The organism is Pseudomonas poae (assembly GCA_028869255.1).
Lineage (GTDB): Bacteria > Pseudomonadota > Gammaproteobacteria > Pseudomonadales > Pseudomonadaceae > Aquipseudomonas > Aquipseudomonas poae_C.
The window spans coordinates 2,130,880-2,147,802 of sequence record CP110972.1 but is presented as its reverse complement, the minus strand read 5'-3'; the positions used below and the strand labels follow the sequence as shown (position 1 = coordinate 2,147,802).

The 16,923-nt window shown below is 61.4% G+C and carries 14 protein-coding genes and 1 pseudogene; 8 read left to right on the top strand and 7 right to left on the bottom strand.

What is annotated here, in order from left to right; all coding sequences use genetic code 11:
* Positions 1–116: 116 nt before the first annotated feature.
* Both LRS56_09915 and LRS56_09910 read right to left on the bottom strand, forming a co-directional pair.
* Positions 117–1,301, bottom strand: coding sequence for a DUF2252 family protein (locus LRS56_09915; protein WDU64749.1), 1,185 nt, complete (start codon positions 1,299–1,301; stop codon positions 117–119).
* A 76-nt stretch (positions 1,302–1,377) separates the two neighbouring features.
* Positions 1,378–2,244, bottom strand: a complete 867-nt coding sequence (locus LRS56_09910; protein WDU64748.1) for a LysR family transcriptional regulator — start codon at positions 2,242–2,244, stop codon at positions 1,378–1,380.
* 119 nt (positions 2,245–2,363) lie between these two features.
* On the opposite strand from LRS56_09910, the gene LRS56_09905 reads away from it, so the two are divergent.
* Together LRS56_09905 and LRS56_09900 are read left to right on the top strand one after the other, a co-directional pair.
* The gene (locus LRS56_09905) at positions 2,364–3,506 is read left to right on the top strand and encodes a beta-lactamase (protein WDU64747.1); all 1,143 of its coding nucleotides are present in this window, start codon (positions 2,364–2,366) and stop codon (positions 3,504–3,506) included.
* A gap of 187 nt (positions 3,507–3,693) precedes the next feature.
* Entirely contained in the window at positions 3,694–4,182 is a 489-nt protein-coding gene (locus LRS56_09900) for a GFA family protein (GenBank protein WDU64746.1), read from the top strand.
* On the opposite strand, the gene LRS56_09895 is transcribed toward LRS56_09900, so the two are convergent.
* A complete protein-coding gene (locus LRS56_09895; protein ID WDU64745.1) occupies positions 4,179–5,462 on the bottom strand; it encodes an ATP-binding protein in 1,284 nt (427 codons plus the stop codon). The two genes, LRS56_09900 and LRS56_09895, sit on opposite strands and share 4 nt — an antisense overlap.
* Entirely contained in the window at positions 5,463–6,170 is a 708-nt protein-coding gene (locus LRS56_09890) for a response regulator (protein ID WDU64744.1), read from the bottom strand.
* Between the two features lie 157 nt (positions 6,171–6,327).
* Between LRS56_09890 and LRS56_09885 the strand changes: the two genes are divergently transcribed.
* Complete coding sequence (locus LRS56_09885) at positions 6,328–7,527, top strand: MFS transporter (GenBank protein ID WDU64743.1); 1,200 nt, start codon at positions 6,328–6,330, stop codon at positions 7,525–7,527.
* Here LRS56_09885 and LRS56_09880 read toward each other — a convergent pair.
* Positions 7,483–8,085, bottom strand: a complete 603-nt coding sequence (locus LRS56_09880) for a tRNA-(ms[2]io[6]A)-hydroxylase (GenBank protein ID WDU64742.1) — start codon at positions 8,083–8,085, stop codon at positions 7,483–7,485. The two genes, LRS56_09885 and LRS56_09880, sit on opposite strands and share 45 nt — an antisense overlap.
* A 149-nt stretch (positions 8,086–8,234) precedes the next feature.
* Between LRS56_09880 and LRS56_09875 the strand changes: the two genes are divergently transcribed.
* The gene (locus tag LRS56_09875) at positions 8,235–9,098 is read left to right on the top strand and encodes a universal stress protein (protein WDU64741.1); all 864 of its coding nucleotides are present in this window, start codon (positions 8,235–8,237) and stop codon (positions 9,096–9,098) included.
* A gap of 128 nt (positions 9,099–9,226) precedes the next feature.
* Here the strand turns inward: LRS56_09875 and LRS56_09870 are convergent, their stop codons facing one another.
* Positions 9,227–9,697: a DUF1289 domain-containing protein gene (locus LRS56_09870; protein WDU64740.1), complete on the bottom strand. Its 471-nt coding sequence runs from the start codon at positions 9,695–9,697 to the stop codon at positions 9,227–9,229.
* A 398-nt stretch (positions 9,698–10,095) separates the two neighbouring features.
* On the opposite strand from LRS56_09870, the pseudogene acnB reads away from it, so the two are divergent.
* A pseudogene (acnB, locus tag LRS56_09865) lies at positions 10,096–12,704 on the top strand (bifunctional aconitate hydratase 2/2-methylisocitrate dehydratase).
* Positions 12,705–12,918: 214 nt separating this feature from the next.
* Here acnB and LRS56_09860 read toward each other — a convergent pair.
* Positions 12,919–14,196, bottom strand: coding sequence for a serine/threonine transporter (locus LRS56_09860; protein ID WDU64739.1), 1,278 nt, complete (start codon positions 14,194–14,196; stop codon positions 12,919–12,921).
* Positions 14,197–14,480: 284 nt separating this feature from the next.
* Between LRS56_09860 and LRS56_09855 the strand changes: the two genes are divergently transcribed.
* From LRS56_09855 to LRS56_09845, 3 genes are all read left to right on the top strand, one after another.
* Entirely contained in the window at positions 14,481–15,074 is a 594-nt protein-coding gene (locus LRS56_09855) for a TetR family transcriptional regulator (protein WDU64738.1), read from the top strand.
* Between the two features lie 181 nt (positions 15,075–15,255).
* Positions 15,256–15,780, top strand: a complete 525-nt coding sequence (locus LRS56_09850) for a cysteine hydrolase family protein (GenBank protein ID WDU64737.1) — start codon at positions 15,256–15,258, stop codon at positions 15,778–15,780.
* Positions 15,781–15,874: 94 nt separating this feature from the next.
* Positions 15,875–16,828 (top strand): 2-hydroxyacid dehydrogenase, encoded by a 954-nt coding sequence (locus tag LRS56_09845; GenBank protein ID WDU64736.1) that lies wholly within the window; start codon positions 15,875–15,877, stop codon positions 16,826–16,828.
* Positions 16,829–16,923: the final 95 nt, after the last annotated feature.

Below are 16,923 nucleotides of genomic sequence, written 5' to 3'. Positions count from 1 at the left end.
AAATGTGGGAGCGGGCTTGCTCGCGAATGCGGTGTGTCAGGCTCAGGATAGGTTGACTGAGACCGCGCGCTCGCGAGCAAGCCCGCTCCCACATAGGAGCGTCGCCATTTTTCAGGTCAGTGTTCCAGGGCATAACGGCGGCAATGGTTGAGGTAGCCCTGCTCATGGCTGCCCACCAGTTGCACCACACTGGTCCATAACCACGACGGCGCATCCAACTGCCTTGAGCGGTTTTCCTGCAGCACCGCCATCCAGTCCTTGCGGGTGGCCCGGTCCATCTGCCGGGCGTGAGCGATGCCCACGACCCGCGCCAGGTAGCCGGCGGCGTGCATGGCGTCAGTCTCGCTCAACTCGTCCAGCTCCAGCTTCATGTCCTGGGGCAACAGTTCGCGGATGAAAAAACCGTGGTCCAGAAACCGCGTCGCCACCATGCGCTCGCCCAGGCCCGGAGACAGCTTGCGAGCCCCCTCCACCACCCGGCGCCCGTTATCGCGGGGCATCTTGGCGCGGGCCGCACGCGGTGCAGCGGCGCCGACGGCTTCCTTGATGTCGATCAGGCAATATTCCTGGTCGTCCTTGTCACCCACGCCCAGCAATGCCGCATAACGCAACAGGCCGAGGGAGCTGCAGCCCTTGACCCAATAGGCCGAGTCCAGCAGTTCGACCCTGGCGTCCTTGGGCCGGCCTTTGAGCGAGGTGACCAACTGGTGGATCTCATCCGACGCGCAGAGGCTTTCCAGTGCGGCTTTTTCAGCGCGTGACAATGACCAGAAATGCTTGCCCAGCGGGATCGTCGGCCGAACGTTCTGGATACGTTCACGGGCGAGGTTTTTCCAGGTGCGCTCCACGGCGCTGCGCATCCCGGCCTTGACCTGTGACGGGCGCGGCGGCACCTCGTCGGGCTTGTCCTTGAACGCTTGCTCGTAGCCCACCATCATTTCTTCGAGCATGCGCGCAGAGGTCACGCCCGGCAGGTCCGAGCCGCGTGCGGCAGTGGCCAGGGACAAGGCCAGGCGCACCAGGTCATGGGCCGGGTTGCCGATTACCGCCTGGTCAAGGTCGCGGATATGCATATCGATGCGGCCCTTGTTGTCACCGGTGGGGCCCAGGTTGCCGGCATGGCAGTCGCCGCAGATCCAGATGGCCGGGCCTTGAGGCAGGCGCCTGCCCATCTGGCTGTGCAGCCACTCGTAGAATTGCACGGTGCTGCCGCGCACATAGGCATGGGCCGAGCGCGCCATTTTCAGGTTTCGCAGTTGGGTCAGATGAGGCATGCGGGCGGAGGGGCGCGGTGTTTTCATGGAATCACTCAGGGCAGGTGTAGCGGTAGAACGCCGACCCCGAGCAAATGTTTCATTATGTTTCAAAAAATAAAACTCAGCCCTCCAGCAACCAGCCCTTGAACGCCAGCATCGCCGAGGTTTCGGCCCGCGACTGCAAACGCGTCAACCAGTAACTGCCGGTGGTGATGCCGACGTCGAACGGCTGGCGAATCACGTCACTCTCCAACTGGCGCGCAAACATCCTCGCCGGCGCCAGCGCCACGCCGATGCCTTGCAGCGCCGCCTCCATCATCGCCAGCGAAGAGTCGAACACGATGCTGCGCGGCACCAGGGTGTCGGCGGGCAGCCCGGCCGCTTGCAACCACAGGCTCCACTCATCGGCGCGGTAGGAGCGCAGCAGGGTGTGCTGCAACAGGTCGGCCGGCGTCTGCAATTGCTCGGCAAGTTGAGGTACGCACAGGACCGTGAGCGGTGCTTCGAGGATTTCACAGGCCTCGGTGCCATGCCAGGCGCCGGCGCCAAAACGGATCGCGTAATCCAGGCCCTCGGCGGCCACGTCTACGCGGTTGTTGTGGGTGGACAGGCGCAAGTCGATAAACGGGTAGCGGCGTTGAAAATCCGCCAGGCGCGGCAGCAGCCAGCCCACGGCAAAGGTCCCGACCGCGCCCACCGTCAGCACCTCGCGGTAATGCCCGCCCTCGAACTGGCCTAAGGTATGGGCAATGCGATCAAAGGATTCGCGCACCACCGGCAGCAGGGTTTCGCCTTCACGGGTAAGCATCAGGCCGCGTGGCAGGCGCTTGAACAACAGGATATTGAGCTGCGCCTCCAGGCTTTTGACTTGATGGCTGACCGCCGCCTGGGTCACGCACAACTCAATGGCGGCGCGGGTAAAGCTCAAGTGCCGGGCGGACGCCTCGAATGCGCGCAGGGCATTGAGTGGCAGATGGGAACGCAGCATGGCCTACCTCAAATTTTTCTAATGACTGGTGCGAGATATCATCGTTTGTAGAAGGCTCAAAATCTACCTAGATTTGCGGCGCCTGCGCAGGCCATCACTTAATAGGGAAGCGATACACCATGAATCACACATTAAAAAAAATGCTGATTTGCACTGTATTTCTAGGCGCCGGCACCTGCATGGCCGCCACCGATATGCGCAAGGTCGTGGACGCCAGCGTAACGCCGCTGATCCAGCAACAACACATCCCGGGCCTGGCAATCGCGGTGGTGAACAAGGGCCAGGTGCAATACTTTAACTACGGTGTTGCATCCATGGAAACCCAACAGCCAGTGACCGAAGACACCTTGTTTGAAATCGGCTCGGTCAGCAAAACCTTCACCGCTACCCTCGGCGGCTACGCCCAGGCCACCGGCAAGCTCAAGCTCTCGGACAAGGCCAGCCAACACTTGCCAGCCCTGGCCGGCAGCGCCTTTGACCAGATCAGCCTGCTGCAACTGGCGACCTACACTGCGGGCGGCCTGCCCCTGCAGTTTCCGGACGCCGCCGACACTGCCGACGCCATGCTCGGCTACTTCCAGCACTGGAAACCCACCTACGCGCCAGGTGAACAGCGTTTGTATTCCAACCCCAGCATCGGCTTGTTCGGCTACCTCGCGGCGCAAAGCCTGGGCCAGCCGTTCAACGTCGCCCTGCAGAAAACCCTGCTGCCCAAGCTCGGCTTGAGCAACACCCACGTCAGCGTGCCCGCGGACAAATCCGGCCAATACGCTCAAGGCTACGATAAGCAGCAAAAACCGGTACGCGTCAGCCCCGGCGCACTGGACAGCGAAGCCTACGGCATCAAGACCAGCACCCAGGACCTGGCCCGCTACGTGATTGCGAACATGCACCCGCAAACCCTGGAACAACCGCTGCAACAGGCTATCGCGGCCACCCACGCCGGCTACTACACCGTCGACGGCATGACCCAGGGCCTGGGCTGGGAGCGCTACCCCTACCCGATCAAGCTGCAGGCGCTGATTGACGGCAACTCCACACCGATGGCGATGGAGCCCCACAAAGTCCAGTGGCTGGCTGCACCGCAGCCGCAACCGGCCAACGTGCTGTACAACAAAACCGGCTCAACCGGCGGTTTTGGTGCCTACGTGGCCTACGTGCCGAGCAAGGATATGGGCGTGGTGATTCTGGCAAACAAGAACTACCCGAATGCCGAACGGGTCAAGGTGGCCCATGCGATCTTGAGCGCGATGGATAAATAAGCTCAGCGAACACCAAATGTGGGAGCGGGCTTGCTCGCGAACGCGCTGCATCAGTGACAGATGGCGTGACTGGCACGACGCCTTCGCGAGCAAGCCCGCTCCCACATTTAGATCTTTGTCGCTTTATGCGCAAACATGTCCGCAAAGCACCTAAGCTCAACAGTCACCTTGCCAGAGGAGACTCCCCATGCAACTCGAAGGATCCTGCCACTGCGGCGCCGTGACGTTCAGCCTGAACAGTGCCCAGCCCTACCCCTATCAGCGCTGCTACTGCTCGATCTGCCGCAAGACCCAGGGCGGCGGCGGTTATGCCATCAACCTTGCCGGTGACACCCAGAGCCTGAAGGTGCGCGGGCGCAAACAGATTTCGATCTACCATGCCAGGCTCAAGCCCGAGGGCGCCAGCCGGGCCCATGCCAGCACGGCCGAACGGCACTTCTGCTCGCAATGCGGCACCGGGCTCTGGCTGTACAGCCCCGAATGGCCGGAGCTGATCCACCCGTTCGCTTCGGCCATCGACACACCGTTGCCGGTTCCACCAGAACATACGCACCTGATGCTTGGGTCTAAGGCGCCCTGGGTTGAAGTCAGCGTGCGCCAGGGTGACCTGCAGTTCGATGAATACCCCGAGGAGTCCATCGCCCAATGGCATGAGCGCTTGGGACTGAGCCGTTAAGGCGGGTCGGCATACGCCCAGGTCATCCGAAACGACGCCCCGCCCCATTCCGAATCCAGCACGTGCACCTGCCCGCCATGCCACTGCGACACCCGCTGCACCAGCGCCAGGCCGAGGCCAAAACCGCCGGTGCGGCGGTCGCGGCTGGCGTCCAGGCGCGTGAATGGCTGGAAAATCTTCGCCCGGCCGTCTTCGGGCACGCCGGGACCGTCGTCACACACCCGCACCTCATAACCGGTGCCGAACGTGATCAGCGACACTTGCACCCGGTGCTCGGCATAGCGGATGGCATTGCGCAGCAGGTTGATCACCGCACGCGCCATAAAGCGCGGCTCGATCTGGATAAAGTCCACCTCGCAGGTGCGCAACGATAACTGTATACCGGCCGCCTCCGCCTCCAGGGCCACGCTGCCGATCACGCTGTCGAGCCAGCTATGGGCCTCGATGCGCTCACGGGTGACCTGGGTGGCGCCGCGCTCCAGGCTGGCGTAGGTCAACAGCTCGGAAACCATTTCTTCCAGTTCACCGAGGTCGGCGTACATGTCGGCGATCAACTCGCGGCTTTGGCGCGGGTCAGCCTGTTGCTTGAGCTGATCAAGTTCGAACGACAAACGTGCAATCGGCGTGCGCAGCTCATGGGACACGGCGTTGGTGAGTTCGCGCTGGTTGGCGATCAGGCTTTCGATGCGTTCGGCCATCTGGTTGAAGTGCCCGGCCAGTTCACGCACGGTGGAGCGGCGTGGCAACAGAATGCGCGAACCGAGGTCATTGTCGCCAAAACGCTGCGCGGCCAGGCGGATATGCTCCAGATCGCGCCAGTGCGGGCGCACCCAAAAATACAGGACGATGGCCAGACACACGCCGAGCAAAACATAGGCCCACAGGTACAGCCACTTGGGCTCTTCCGGCAGCTTGATTTCCAGCAACTGCGGGCCGCCGTCGATGTGGGTGAGGAACTCCATGAAGTCGCCGCGCACCACCAGCAGGCCGTCGGTCAGGAGTTTTTGTTCGCGCTCGGTCAGCGCCTGGGTCTCGCTTTGCACCAGCTTCAAGCGCAACCCGTAATGCGCTTGCAACTCAGCCAGCCGCGCCTGGCGCTCGGCCTGCGGCACCGCACGCAATTGCTCCACCAGCGCGTAAGCCGGGCCACGCATGGCTTCGCGGTTATAGGTTTCGTTGGCTTCGGGCAGCAGCTCGTCGAAGGTGTAGTTGACCAGCCAGATCGCCCCCGCCAGCCCGATCGCCAGAATCACATACAGGCGCAGAAACAGCCGCAGCATCTAGACCTCCCACGCAAACGGATTGAACAGATAGCCCTTGCCCCAGATGGTCTTGATGCACACCGGTTCACGCGGGTTGTCATTGAGCTTGCCGCGCAATTTGCTGATGTACACGTCGACACTGCGGTTAAGCCCGTCGAACGCGATACCGCGCATGCGGTTGAGGATGTCATCGCGGGACAGGATCTTGCCCGCGCTGCTGGCCAGCAACCACAGCAGCTCGAACTCCATGGTGGTGAGGTCGATCTGCTCATCCCCCAGGCTGACCACCCGGCAGCTGCGGTCAATGGCCAGCCGGCCGAACTCGAGGGCGCCGCGCACGGTCGGTTCCGGAGCCTGGCGACGTTGCAAGGCACGCAGGCGCGCCAGCAGCACTGGTGGCTTGATGGGCTTGATCACGTAGTCATCGGCACCCGACTCAAGGCCCAGGATATGGTCCAGGTCATCTTCCTTGGCGGTGAGGATCACAATCGGCGTGTCCGCCACGGTGCGGATCTCACGGCACACCTGCAGGCCGCTCTGGCCCGGCAGCATCAGGTCGAGCACGACGATTTTGGGCTTGAAGTCGAGAAACATTGCCAAGGCTTCATCGCCCCGGTGCACCACACGCACCTCAAAGCCATGCTGTGACAGAAAATGCGCGATCAGCCCTGCCAGCTTCTCGTCGTCCTCAACGAGCAGGACCTTGCCCAAACCCAGGTTTTCCATAAGTTCTCAGTGTGCAGACGCGGATTGAAGAGCGGGCATTATAGGTGGCAAGCTGTGCAACCGATCCAACTGGCCGGCAGCGGCCGGCGAAGCTTCATGTTTTTAAGAGTTTTTAACAAATAGCCTGCAATCTTTAACGCGATTCACAGGGAGTTGTATGCGCAAGGATTATCTGGCGTTCTTTGTTTCACTGTTCCTGTCGCGGCTGGCGGACCAGATTCTGTTGTTTATCGTGCCGTTGATCGTGTTTCAGACCACCCAGAGCGTTTCCTGGGCGGGCCTCGCGTTTTTCGTCGAGTCACTGCCGCGCTACCTGGCGTTTCCGGTGTGCGGGGCATTGTGCGACAAGTTTTCGCCGGTGCGCATCCTGCATATCAGCCAGGTTTACCGGGCGCTGGTGTGCGTGGCGGCAGTGGCGCTGTACGGGGTATTTGACGGGATCTACTGGCTGGTGATCCTGTCCGCGCTGTGCGGGGTATTGACCACCCAGGGCATCATGGCCCGTGAAGTCGTGATGCCGCATGTCTTCAAGCATTACACCTATGCCAAAACCCTCTCCTACTCGCAAATCGCCGACCAGAGCGGGCTGGTACTGGGCCCGCTGGTGGCGGCGCTGATGCTGCAAGTGTGGGCCTGGCACTGGGCAGTGCTGGGGGTGGCCGGGCTGTTTGTGCTGGCAGATCTGGCGATGCGAGTCTGGCAGCGCCACACCACGGTGCAACTGCAGCGTCATGCGCAACATCAGGATATCTGGCTGCAACCGTTGCGCATTGCCTTCGGGCATATCCGCCACCTGGCAGAACTGAAGCGGATCATTACCCTGGCGGTCGGGGTGAACCTGCTCATCGGGGTGACGCTGGCTACCTCCGCCGCGATGGTCACTGGGCTCTACGGTGCCGACAAGGACGCCTATGCCCTGCTGCAGGCTGCCGGCGCGGGGGTGACCATCGTGATTCTGTTTTACCTGGCGCGCGCCACCTTGCCCTTGAAACTGCTGGGCGGGCTGTCCTATTCGATGATCGGGGCCGGAGCGTTGCTCATGGCGATCAGCCCCAACCTGTGGGCCTACACCCTGGGCTTTGTGCTGTTAACCGGCTTCGACAAGATGTTCAACGTCTACCTGCGCAGCACCCGCCAGCGGGTGATTCCGGTACAGGATTTCGGCAAAACCGTGGGCGTGATTACCCTGCTCAATAACCTGGCCCAGCCATTGGCGGGCTTGCTGATTGCGCTGCTGGCCGCGCCGCTGGGCATGCAGGCGGTGATTTTGCTGCTGACCGGGATCGCCGCACTGCTCGGCGTGGCCGTCGCCTCAGGCTGGCACGCCACTGTGAAAGCGGAACTCGATGTCGGGTGACTCGATCAACTCTTGCTCGGCCGCCCTCACCCGCTCGATCACCTGGGCGATGTCCTTGGCGTCGCCGTACTGGTAGGCCAGCTTCAGGTAACCCTGGAAATGCCGCGCCTCGCTTTTCAGCAGGCCGAAGTAGAACTTGCCGAGTTCTTCGTCCAAATGCGGCACCAGTGCTTCGAAACGCTCGCAACTGCGCGCTTCGATAAACGCCCCGACCACCAGGGTGTCGACCAGTTTGACCGGTTCATGGCTGCGCACCACCTTGCGCAAACCCGAGGCATAGCGCCCGGCATGCAGCTGGCGCAGCTCGACCTTGCGCTTTTTGATCAGGCGCATGACCTGTTCATGGTGCACCAGCTCTTCGCGGGCCAGGCGCGACATCATATTGATCAGGTCAACATGGCCGTGGTACTTGGCGATCAGGCTCAGGGCGGTGCTGGCGGCTTTGAATTCGCAGTTCTTGTGGTCGATCAGCAGGGTGTCCTGATCGGCCAACGCAGCCTGGACCCAGGCGTCGGGGGTGCGGCAGCCGAGGAATTCGTGGATTTCGGGCAGGTTCATCGGGCTCACGGGCAAAGGATCACAAAAGGCCGGCGATTATACCGACCACGCCGCAGACCACCAGCCACTGGCCTTGATGTGCATCAACATGACGGCTGGCGCGCAGCAACTATAGTTATTCCACGCCCACGCCTTTGGAGATCCCGATCATGCAAGCCATCCGCAGCATCCTCGTGGTGATCGAGCCCGAACACTCGGAAAGCCTGGCGCTCAAGCGCGCCAAATTGATCGCCGGGGTCACCGGCGCGCATCTGCACTTGCTGGTCTGCGACAAAAAGCATGAACACTCAGCGCTGTTGAGCCTGCTCAAGTCGGGGTTGCAGGAGGATGGTTACAGCGTGACCACCGAGCAGGCGTGGAATGACAGCCTGCATGAAACCATCATTGACGTGCAGCAGGCCGAAGGCTGTGGCCTGGTGGTCAAGCAGCATTTCCCCGACAGCCCGCTGAAAAAGGCCCTGCTGACACCGGCGGACTGGAAACTGCTGCGCTATTGCCCCACCGCCGTGCTATTGGTCAAGACCGCTACGCCGTGGGTCGGCGGGGTGATTCTGGCGGCGATCGATGTGGGCAATACCGACGCAGAGCACCGCTCGCTGCACAACTCGATCATTGACCACGGCTTCGACATCGCCAGCCTGGCCAAGGCGCAGCTGCATGTGATCAGCGCCCATCCGTCGCCGATGCTGTCGGCGGCGGACCCGACGTTCCAGCTCAAGGAAACCATCGAGGCGCGTTATCGCGAGCAGTGCAAGGCGTTCCAGGCGGAGTTCGATGTGGACGACGCGCACCTGCATATCGAGGAAGGCCCGGCGGATGTGCTGATTCCGTTTGCGGCGCACAAGTGGCAGGCGGCGGTGACGATCATCGGCACCGTGGCGCGCACCGGGATCTCCGGGGCGTTGATCGGCAATACCGCTGAAGTAGTGCTGGATGCGGTGGACAGTGACGTGCTGGTGCTCAAGCCGCAGACACTGATGGATCATCTGGAGGCGCTGGCGAGCAAGCCCTGAATCTGCCAGATACGAGCGATCAACGGTGGGAGCTGGCTTGCCTGCGATAGCGCTGTGTCAGGTTAGGTATTCATCACTGACACGACGCCATCGCAGGCAAGCCAGCTCCCACATTCTGATGTGAGTTGTCAGCCGGCGAACGCGTCCTTGAGGAAACCCGGCGCGATATAGCGCTCGTAATGGGCCTCGGACAGGATAAAGAACTCGCGGTCGATGGCATCGCGCAGGTCCGGCAAGGCCCAGTCGCGAAATTCCGGCAGCAGCACCATGCCGTACGCCTCCAGATTGGAGATCACCCGTGCGCCACGGGCGATCAACTGGTAGGCCCAGCAATACTCGGACTGGTGCGGCACGAAGCGAATCTTGCGCTGTTCCAGCTGGCCGCGCAGGGTCTTGGGGTCGAAAATCTCCAGTTTGCCGGCCATCACCTGCACTAAAAGCTGCTCCAGGCGCAGCCAGACCGCACGTTTTTCCTCCTCGTTATAGCCGTTCCACTGGATCACTTCGTGGTGAAAACGCTTACAGCCACGGCACACGAGATCGCCGTAAACCGTGGAGCACAGGCCGACGCAGGGGGTTTTGATGGCTTGGTTGGACATGGGCAGCAACACGCAAATCAGCGAAACAGTGCGCCATGTTAGCCCTTTGTCTAAGGTTGATCACCCAGCAAACTTGGTGAGGCAACTTACCTTTAGATTTTTTTTGCCGTAGAATCATCCGGCCTTGTAAGGCGCCAATAATCCGCTGGAAGCTGTTTTCAAAGCGTCACGAGCACAGTCGTTCCTTCAGAACGGTGTTGGCGATGGTGAATGACCCGGTAGGTCAGTAGCCAGCGCCAACCCTCATCAGCTCCGTTCTGCAGGCGTAAAACTTTGAAAGCAGCTTCTGTGAGGAATGCCGGCAGCGCTGGCTTTGCGGCCCAAAAAGCCCCCGAGCGCATGCGTGCCGTTCATTTCTGGATGAGCGTCCCGTGGGACCACTGATGAGGGTAATAACTGTGCTTGAAGCCTACCGCAAACATATCGAAGAGCGTGCAGCCCTGGGTATCGTTCCCCAGCCGCTTAACGCCGAACAAACCGCAGGCCTGGTCGAGCTGCTGAAAAATCCTCCGGCTGGCGAAGAAGAATTCCTCGTTGACCTGATCACCAACCGTATTCCACCAGGCGTTGACGAAGCTGCCTACGTCAAGGCCGGTTTCCTGTCTGCCCTGGCCAAGGGCGAAGCCACTTCCCCCTGATCGACAAGAAACGCGCTGTTGAACTGCTCGGCACCATGCAAGGCGGCTACAACATCGTGACGTTGGTCGAGCTGCTGGACGACGCCGAGCTGGCGCCTGTCGCCGCCGCCCAACTCAAGCACACCCTGCTGATGTTCGATGCGTTCCACGACGTGGCCGAAAAAGCCAAGAACGGCAACGAACACGCCAAAGCCGTGATCCAGTCCTGGGCCGACGGCGAGTGGTTCAAGAACCGCCCAACCCTGGCCGACAAAATCAGCCTGCGCGTATTTAAGGTGACCGGCGAAACCAACACCGATGACCTGTCCCCTGCCCCGGACGCCTGGTCCCGCCCTGACATCCCGCTGCACGCCCTGGCCATGCTGAAAATGGCGCGCGAAGGCATCGTGCCGGACGAGCAAGGCAAGACCGGCCCGATGAAGCAGATCGAAGAAATGCGCGGCCAAGGCTTCCCGATCGCCTACGTCGGTGACGTGGTCGGTACCGGTTCGTCGCGTAAGTCGGCCACCAACTCCGTCCTGTGGTTCTTCGGCGACGACGTGCCTTACGTGCCGAACAAGCGCGCCGGTGGTTTCTGCTTCGGCAGCAAGATCGCTCCAATCTTCTACAACACCATGGAAGATGCTGGCGCACTGCCAATCGAATTCGACGTTACCAACATGAACATGGGCGACGTGATCGACCTGTACCCGCATGCTGGCAAAGTCTGCAAACACGGCACCGATGAAGTCCTGACCACCTTCGAAATGAAGACCCCGGTTCTGTTGGACGAAGTTCGCGCCGGCGGCCGTATCCCGCTGATCATCGGCCGTGGCCTGACCGAGAAGGCTCGCGCCGAACTCGGCCTGCCGCCTTCGACCCTGTTCAAGCTGCCGGAAGCTCCGGCCGAAAGCGACAAGGGCTTCACCCTGGCACAAAAAATGGTCGGCCGCGCCTGCGGTCTGGCAGAAGGCAAAGGCGTTCGTCCTGGCACCTACTGCGAACCGAAGATGACCACCGTAGGATCCCAGGACACCACCGGTCCAATGACCCGTGATGAACTGAAAGACCTGGCGTGCCTGGGCTTCTCGACCGATCTGGTGATGCAGTCTTTCTGCCACACCGCGGCTTACCCCAAGCCGATCGACGTGACCACCCACCACACCCTGCCTGACTTCATCATGACCCGTGGCGGTGTATCGCTGCGTCCAGGCGACGGCATCATCCACAGCTGGCTGAACCGTATGCTGCTGCCGGATACCGTGGGTACCGGTGGTGACTCCCACACCCGTTTCCCGATGGGCATCTCGTTCCCGGCCGGTTCCGGTCTGGTCGCGTTCGCCGCAGCCACTGGCGTAATGCCACTGGACATGCCGGAATCGATCCTGGTGCGCTTCAAAGGCAAAATGCAACCTGGCATCACCCTGCGTGACCTGGTTCATGCCATTCCTTACTACGCGATCCAGGCTGGCCTGCTGACCGTAGAGAAGAAAGGCAAGAAAAACGCCTTCTCCGGCCGCATCCTGGAAATCGAAGGCCTGAACGACCTGACGCTGGAACAGGCTTTCGAGCTGTCCGACGCCTCGGCTGAACGTTCGGCTGCCGGTTGCACCATCAAGCTGTCGAAAGACTCCGTGACCGAGTACCTGAACTCCAACATCACCCTGCTGCGCTGGATGATCGGCGAAGGCTACGGCGATGCACGCACCCTGGAACGTCGCGCTCAAGCGATGGAAGCCTGGGTTGCCAACCCGGAGCTGATGGAAGCCGATGCCGACGCGGAATACGCCGAAATCATCGAAATCGACCTGGCCGAAATCAACGAGCCTATCCTCTGCGCGCCAAACGACCCGGACGACGCTCGTCTGCTGTCCAGCGTTGCCGGTGAGAAGATCGACGAAGTGTTTATCGGTTCGTGCATGACCAACATCGGTCACTTCCGCGCTGCCGGTAAGCTGCTGGAGCAGGTCAAGGGCCAGCTGCCAACCCGTCTGTGGCTGTCGCCGCCGACCAAGATGGACGCTCACCAACTGACCGAAGAAGGCTACTACGGCATCTACGGCAAAGCTGGCGCACGCATGGAAATGCCGGGCTGCTCGCTGTGCATGGGTAACCAGGCACGTGTAGAGCCGAACTCGACCGTGGTGTCGACGTCGACCCGTAACTTCCCGAACCGTCTGGGCGATGGCGCGAACGTCTACCTGGCTTCGGCTGAGCTGGCGGCAGTCGCTTCCACGCTGGGTCGCCTGCCGACTGTCGAAGAGTACATGGGTTACGCAGCGAAACTGGACACCATGGCCAGTGACGTTTACCGCTACCTGAACTTCGACCAGATCGCCGAGTTCCGCAAGATCGCAGCAAGCGCCAACATCCCGGTGATTCAAGCCTAAGATGTTGATGTAAAAAACGCCGCGTATCGCACGATACGCGGCGTTTTTTTATGCCTGGAATAAACCTTTACCGCCACCCCAAAACAAATGTGGGAGCGGGCTTGCTCGCGAATGCGCTGGGTCAGTCACTGATGATTTGACTGATAGACCGCATTCGCGAGCAAGCCCGCTGCCACATTTTTAGATTTTCACAACTTCACAGCAGCGCTACGACTCAAGCAACCAACGAATACACCAACGCCGTAATCGCCACCAGGCCTACCGCCGTGACAAACACGTTGGACGCCTGCCCACGGTACTTGGCCATCGCCGGCACCTTGCGGATCGCGTACATCGGCATCAGGAACAGGATCGACGCAATGATCGGCCCGCCCAGGGTTTCGATCATGCCGAGGATGCTTGGGTTAAGCGTCGCGACCAGCCAGCACACCACCAGCATGAACGCGGCGGTCATGCGGTCCAGGGCCTTGGCGGCCGGGCGGCGGCCAGTCTTGAGCACCAGGCCCTTGAGCCCCTCACTGGCGCCGATGTAGTGACCCAGGAACGACTTGGCAATCGCCACGAACGCAATCAACGGCGCAGCGAAGGCGATGGTCGGGTTGTCGAAGTGGTTGGCCAGGTAGGACAGGATCGACAGGTTCTGCGCTTTCGCTTCGGCCAGTTGCGCCGGCGACAGCGTCAGTACGCAACTGAACACGAAGAACAGCACCATCACCACCATCAACACGTGCGCGCGGGACAGGATCTGCGAACTGCGCTCATCGGCGTGGGCGCCGTACTGGCGCTTCTGGTCCACCGCAAAAGCCGAAATGATCGGCGAATGGTTGAACGAGAACACCATCACCGGAATCGCCAGCCATAGCGTATTGAGCAACGCCGACGGCGCCGGCACTTCGCTGGCGGTGCTGAGGATGCCGCCGGTCCAGTGCGGCACCAGGTACACCGCCAGGAACAGCAAGGCAACGATAAACGGATACACCATCAGGCTCATGGCCTTGACGATCACTTGCTCACCGCACCGCACCACGGCCAACAGGCCGAGAATCAACACCAGCGACAAAATCGCCCGCGGCGGCGGCAGGATGTGCAACTGGTGCTCCATGAAGCTGCCCACGGTGTTGGTCAGCGCCACGCTGTAGATCAACAGGATCGGGAAGATCGCAAAGAAGTACAGCAAGGTGATCAGTGCACCGGCCTTGATGCCGAAGTGTTCTTCAACCACGTCGGTGATGTCGGAGCCTTCCCGGCCGGACAGTACGAAACGGGTCAGGCCACGGTGGGCAAAGAACGTCATCGGAAAGGCCAGTACGGCCAGGATCACCAGGGGCCAGAAGCCGCCCAGGCCCGCGTTGATCGGCAAAAACAAAGTACCGGCGCCAATGGCGGTGCCGAACAGGCCAAGCATCCAGGTGGTGTCCTGGCGGCTCCAGCTTGTGAGGGTTGCAGGTGTCGTTGCATAGCGTTCGTCGACGCTATTGGCCTGATCATTCATCCGGTCGGATCTCCGCATTTACATAGCCGGGACGAGTCAGAAAAACCTGACAGGCAGCGCCCCGACCATAGAAGGGGCGCGATTGTCCGGGATTCTTTTGAATAAGCAAAGACTTAGCTGAGGAACGGTTAGCCGGTGCAGAGCCTCAAGCGCGGCCCCAGGCAGTGGTTTTCGCGGGCTCTGGCGGGGTACGCATTATACATTCCCGCAAAAATCTATTTTAGAATCCGTTGCGATCCTGTAGTTTTCACCCGTGCCCGCCGTTCATTCTGAGAGCTTCCGCCATGCCTCGCGTCTCCCGCAAACAAGCCGAACTCAACCGCGAAATCATCGTCGAGGCCGCCACGCACCTGTTTCGTGAGCGTGGGCTGCACGGCATCAGCCTATCGGACGTGATGGCCGCCGCCGGCCTGACCCACGGCGGTTTCTACGGGCACTTTGCGTCCAAGGAGGCGCTGGCGACGGAAGCCTGCCAACAGGCGTTCGAGCAAGCGAACCTGGGCTGGCAGGACAAGATCAGTCGCAGTGAGGACCTGCCCGCGGCCCGGCAGGCGGTAATGGCCCCGTACCTGTCGGCGATCCATCGTGATAACCCTGGGGACGGCTGCCCGATCTCGGCATTTACCCCGGACATGTGCCGCGAACCCGCCGACACCGCCTTACAGCACGCGTTCATCGCGGGCGTCGAGCAGTCGCTGGAGATCTTCGCGCAGCTTGAAGGCGGTGACCGCCAGAACATGCTGGCCAAGTACGCCATGATGATCGGCGCCATTACCCTCGCTCGTGCGACACGAGGCAGTGAACTGTCAGATGAATTCCTGGATGCCGCACGAAACACCCTGCTTCCCGTTGACAGCCCTGCGCCTGCCGCAGCATGATCGGGCCATGAACCTGACTCAGCTGAACCTCACCCGCACCACCACCACCACCGCTTACGGCGGGTCGCGCGGTGGCTGTGAGGGTTAGCAAAACACTTCACAGATTCAACCCAAGGCCCCGCCAGCAATGGACGGGGCCTTTTTATTGCTCCGCCATCTGGCATTCACAAGGAGCACCACCATGGCTGACGCCCTGTTGATTATCGATATGCAAACCGGCTTGTACGATGGCCCGGAAAAACCCTTCGAACGCGAGCGTGTACTGGTCACTATCAACCAGCTGATCCAGCGTGCCCGCGAGGCCCACGCGCCGATTTTCGTCGCCCGTCACACTGGCCCGGCGGGCTCGCCGATCGAGGCAGGCAGTCCGCTCTGGCAGCTGTGGCATGCACTGCACGTCGATGAAACCCGCGATCATTGCTTCAATAAAACCCGCCCCAGCTGCTTCCTGGGCACCGACCTGGCGCAGCAACTCAAGGCCGCCAACGTCAAGGAACTGGTGATCGTCGGCATGAAAACCCAGTTCTGCATCGACACCACGTGCCGGGTGGCGGTTGAGCTGGGGCTGTCGGTGGTATTGCCCGAAGACGGCCATACCTGCATGGACACCCCGGCGCTGAAGGCCGAGGCGATTATCGAGCATCACAATGCGACGCTGGCGGGCGCGTTTGTACGGCGCGTGCGCGCCGCTGATCTCAACTTCTGACCACGCTAACACGCTCGGTGCGAGCAAGCTCGCGCCTGCCGTAAACTTTTTCGCGCATACTCATCCCCTCAAACCCTTCAGGAAGAGCGTTCCGATGACCACCACTGTTCTGGTTCTGGTTGAAACCATCAACGAATACCTGCAAATCATCGAGAGCAATGACTTTCACGTCATCCTGGCGCCGACGCCCGCCGAACGCGCGCAAGCCATCAAAACCCATGGCGGGCAGATCCAGGCGGTGCTCACCCGTGGCCCGCTGGGGCTGTACGCCGAAGAAATCGCCGCGCTGCCGCTGCTGGAAATCATCTGTGTGATCGGCGCCGGCTACGAGCACGTCGACCTGCAAGCCGCCAGCAACCGTGGGATTGTGGTAACCAACGGCGCAGGCGTGAACGCGCCATCGGTGGCCGATCACGCCATGGCGCTGCTGCTGTCGCTGGTGCGCGGCATCCCGCAAACCGACGCGGCGGTGCGGCGCAGCGAGTGGCCCAAGGTGATGCGTCCTTCCCTGGGCGGCAAACAACTGGGCATTCTCGGGCTGGGCGCGGTGGGCCTGGAAATCGCCAAGCGCGCAGCCCTGGGCTTCGGCATGGAAATCAGCTACCACAATCGCCAGCCACGCGATGACGTGGACTACACCTACTGCGCCACGGCCGTTGAACTGGCGCGCACCTCGGACTTCCTGATCCTGGCCACGCCCGGCGGCGCCAGCACCCGCCACCTGATTGATCGCCACGCCCTGGACGCCCTGGGCCCGAACGGTTACCTGGTGAACATCGGCCGTGGCAGCGTGGTGGTGACCGCCGACCTGATCGCCGCGCTTGAACAGCGGCGTATCGGCGGCGCAGCCCTGGATGTGTTCGACGATGAGCCCAAAGTGCCGGATGCCCTCAAGCGCCTGAACAATACCGTGCTCACCTCGCACGTTGCCGGCCTGTCCCCCGAAGCCGCTCACGACACCGTGCAGCGTGTGGCCGACAACCTGGTGGAATACTTCGCCGGGCGCCCGGTGCTCACGCCGGTTGCATTGCCTGCGCCCGAAAAATGACCGATCAGGCACGCTGATCTACATTCAACACGCTAACCTATTAAGCCGCCCCGACCTTGTCGCTGGGCGGCTGCGCGCATTAGATTAGGAAATAG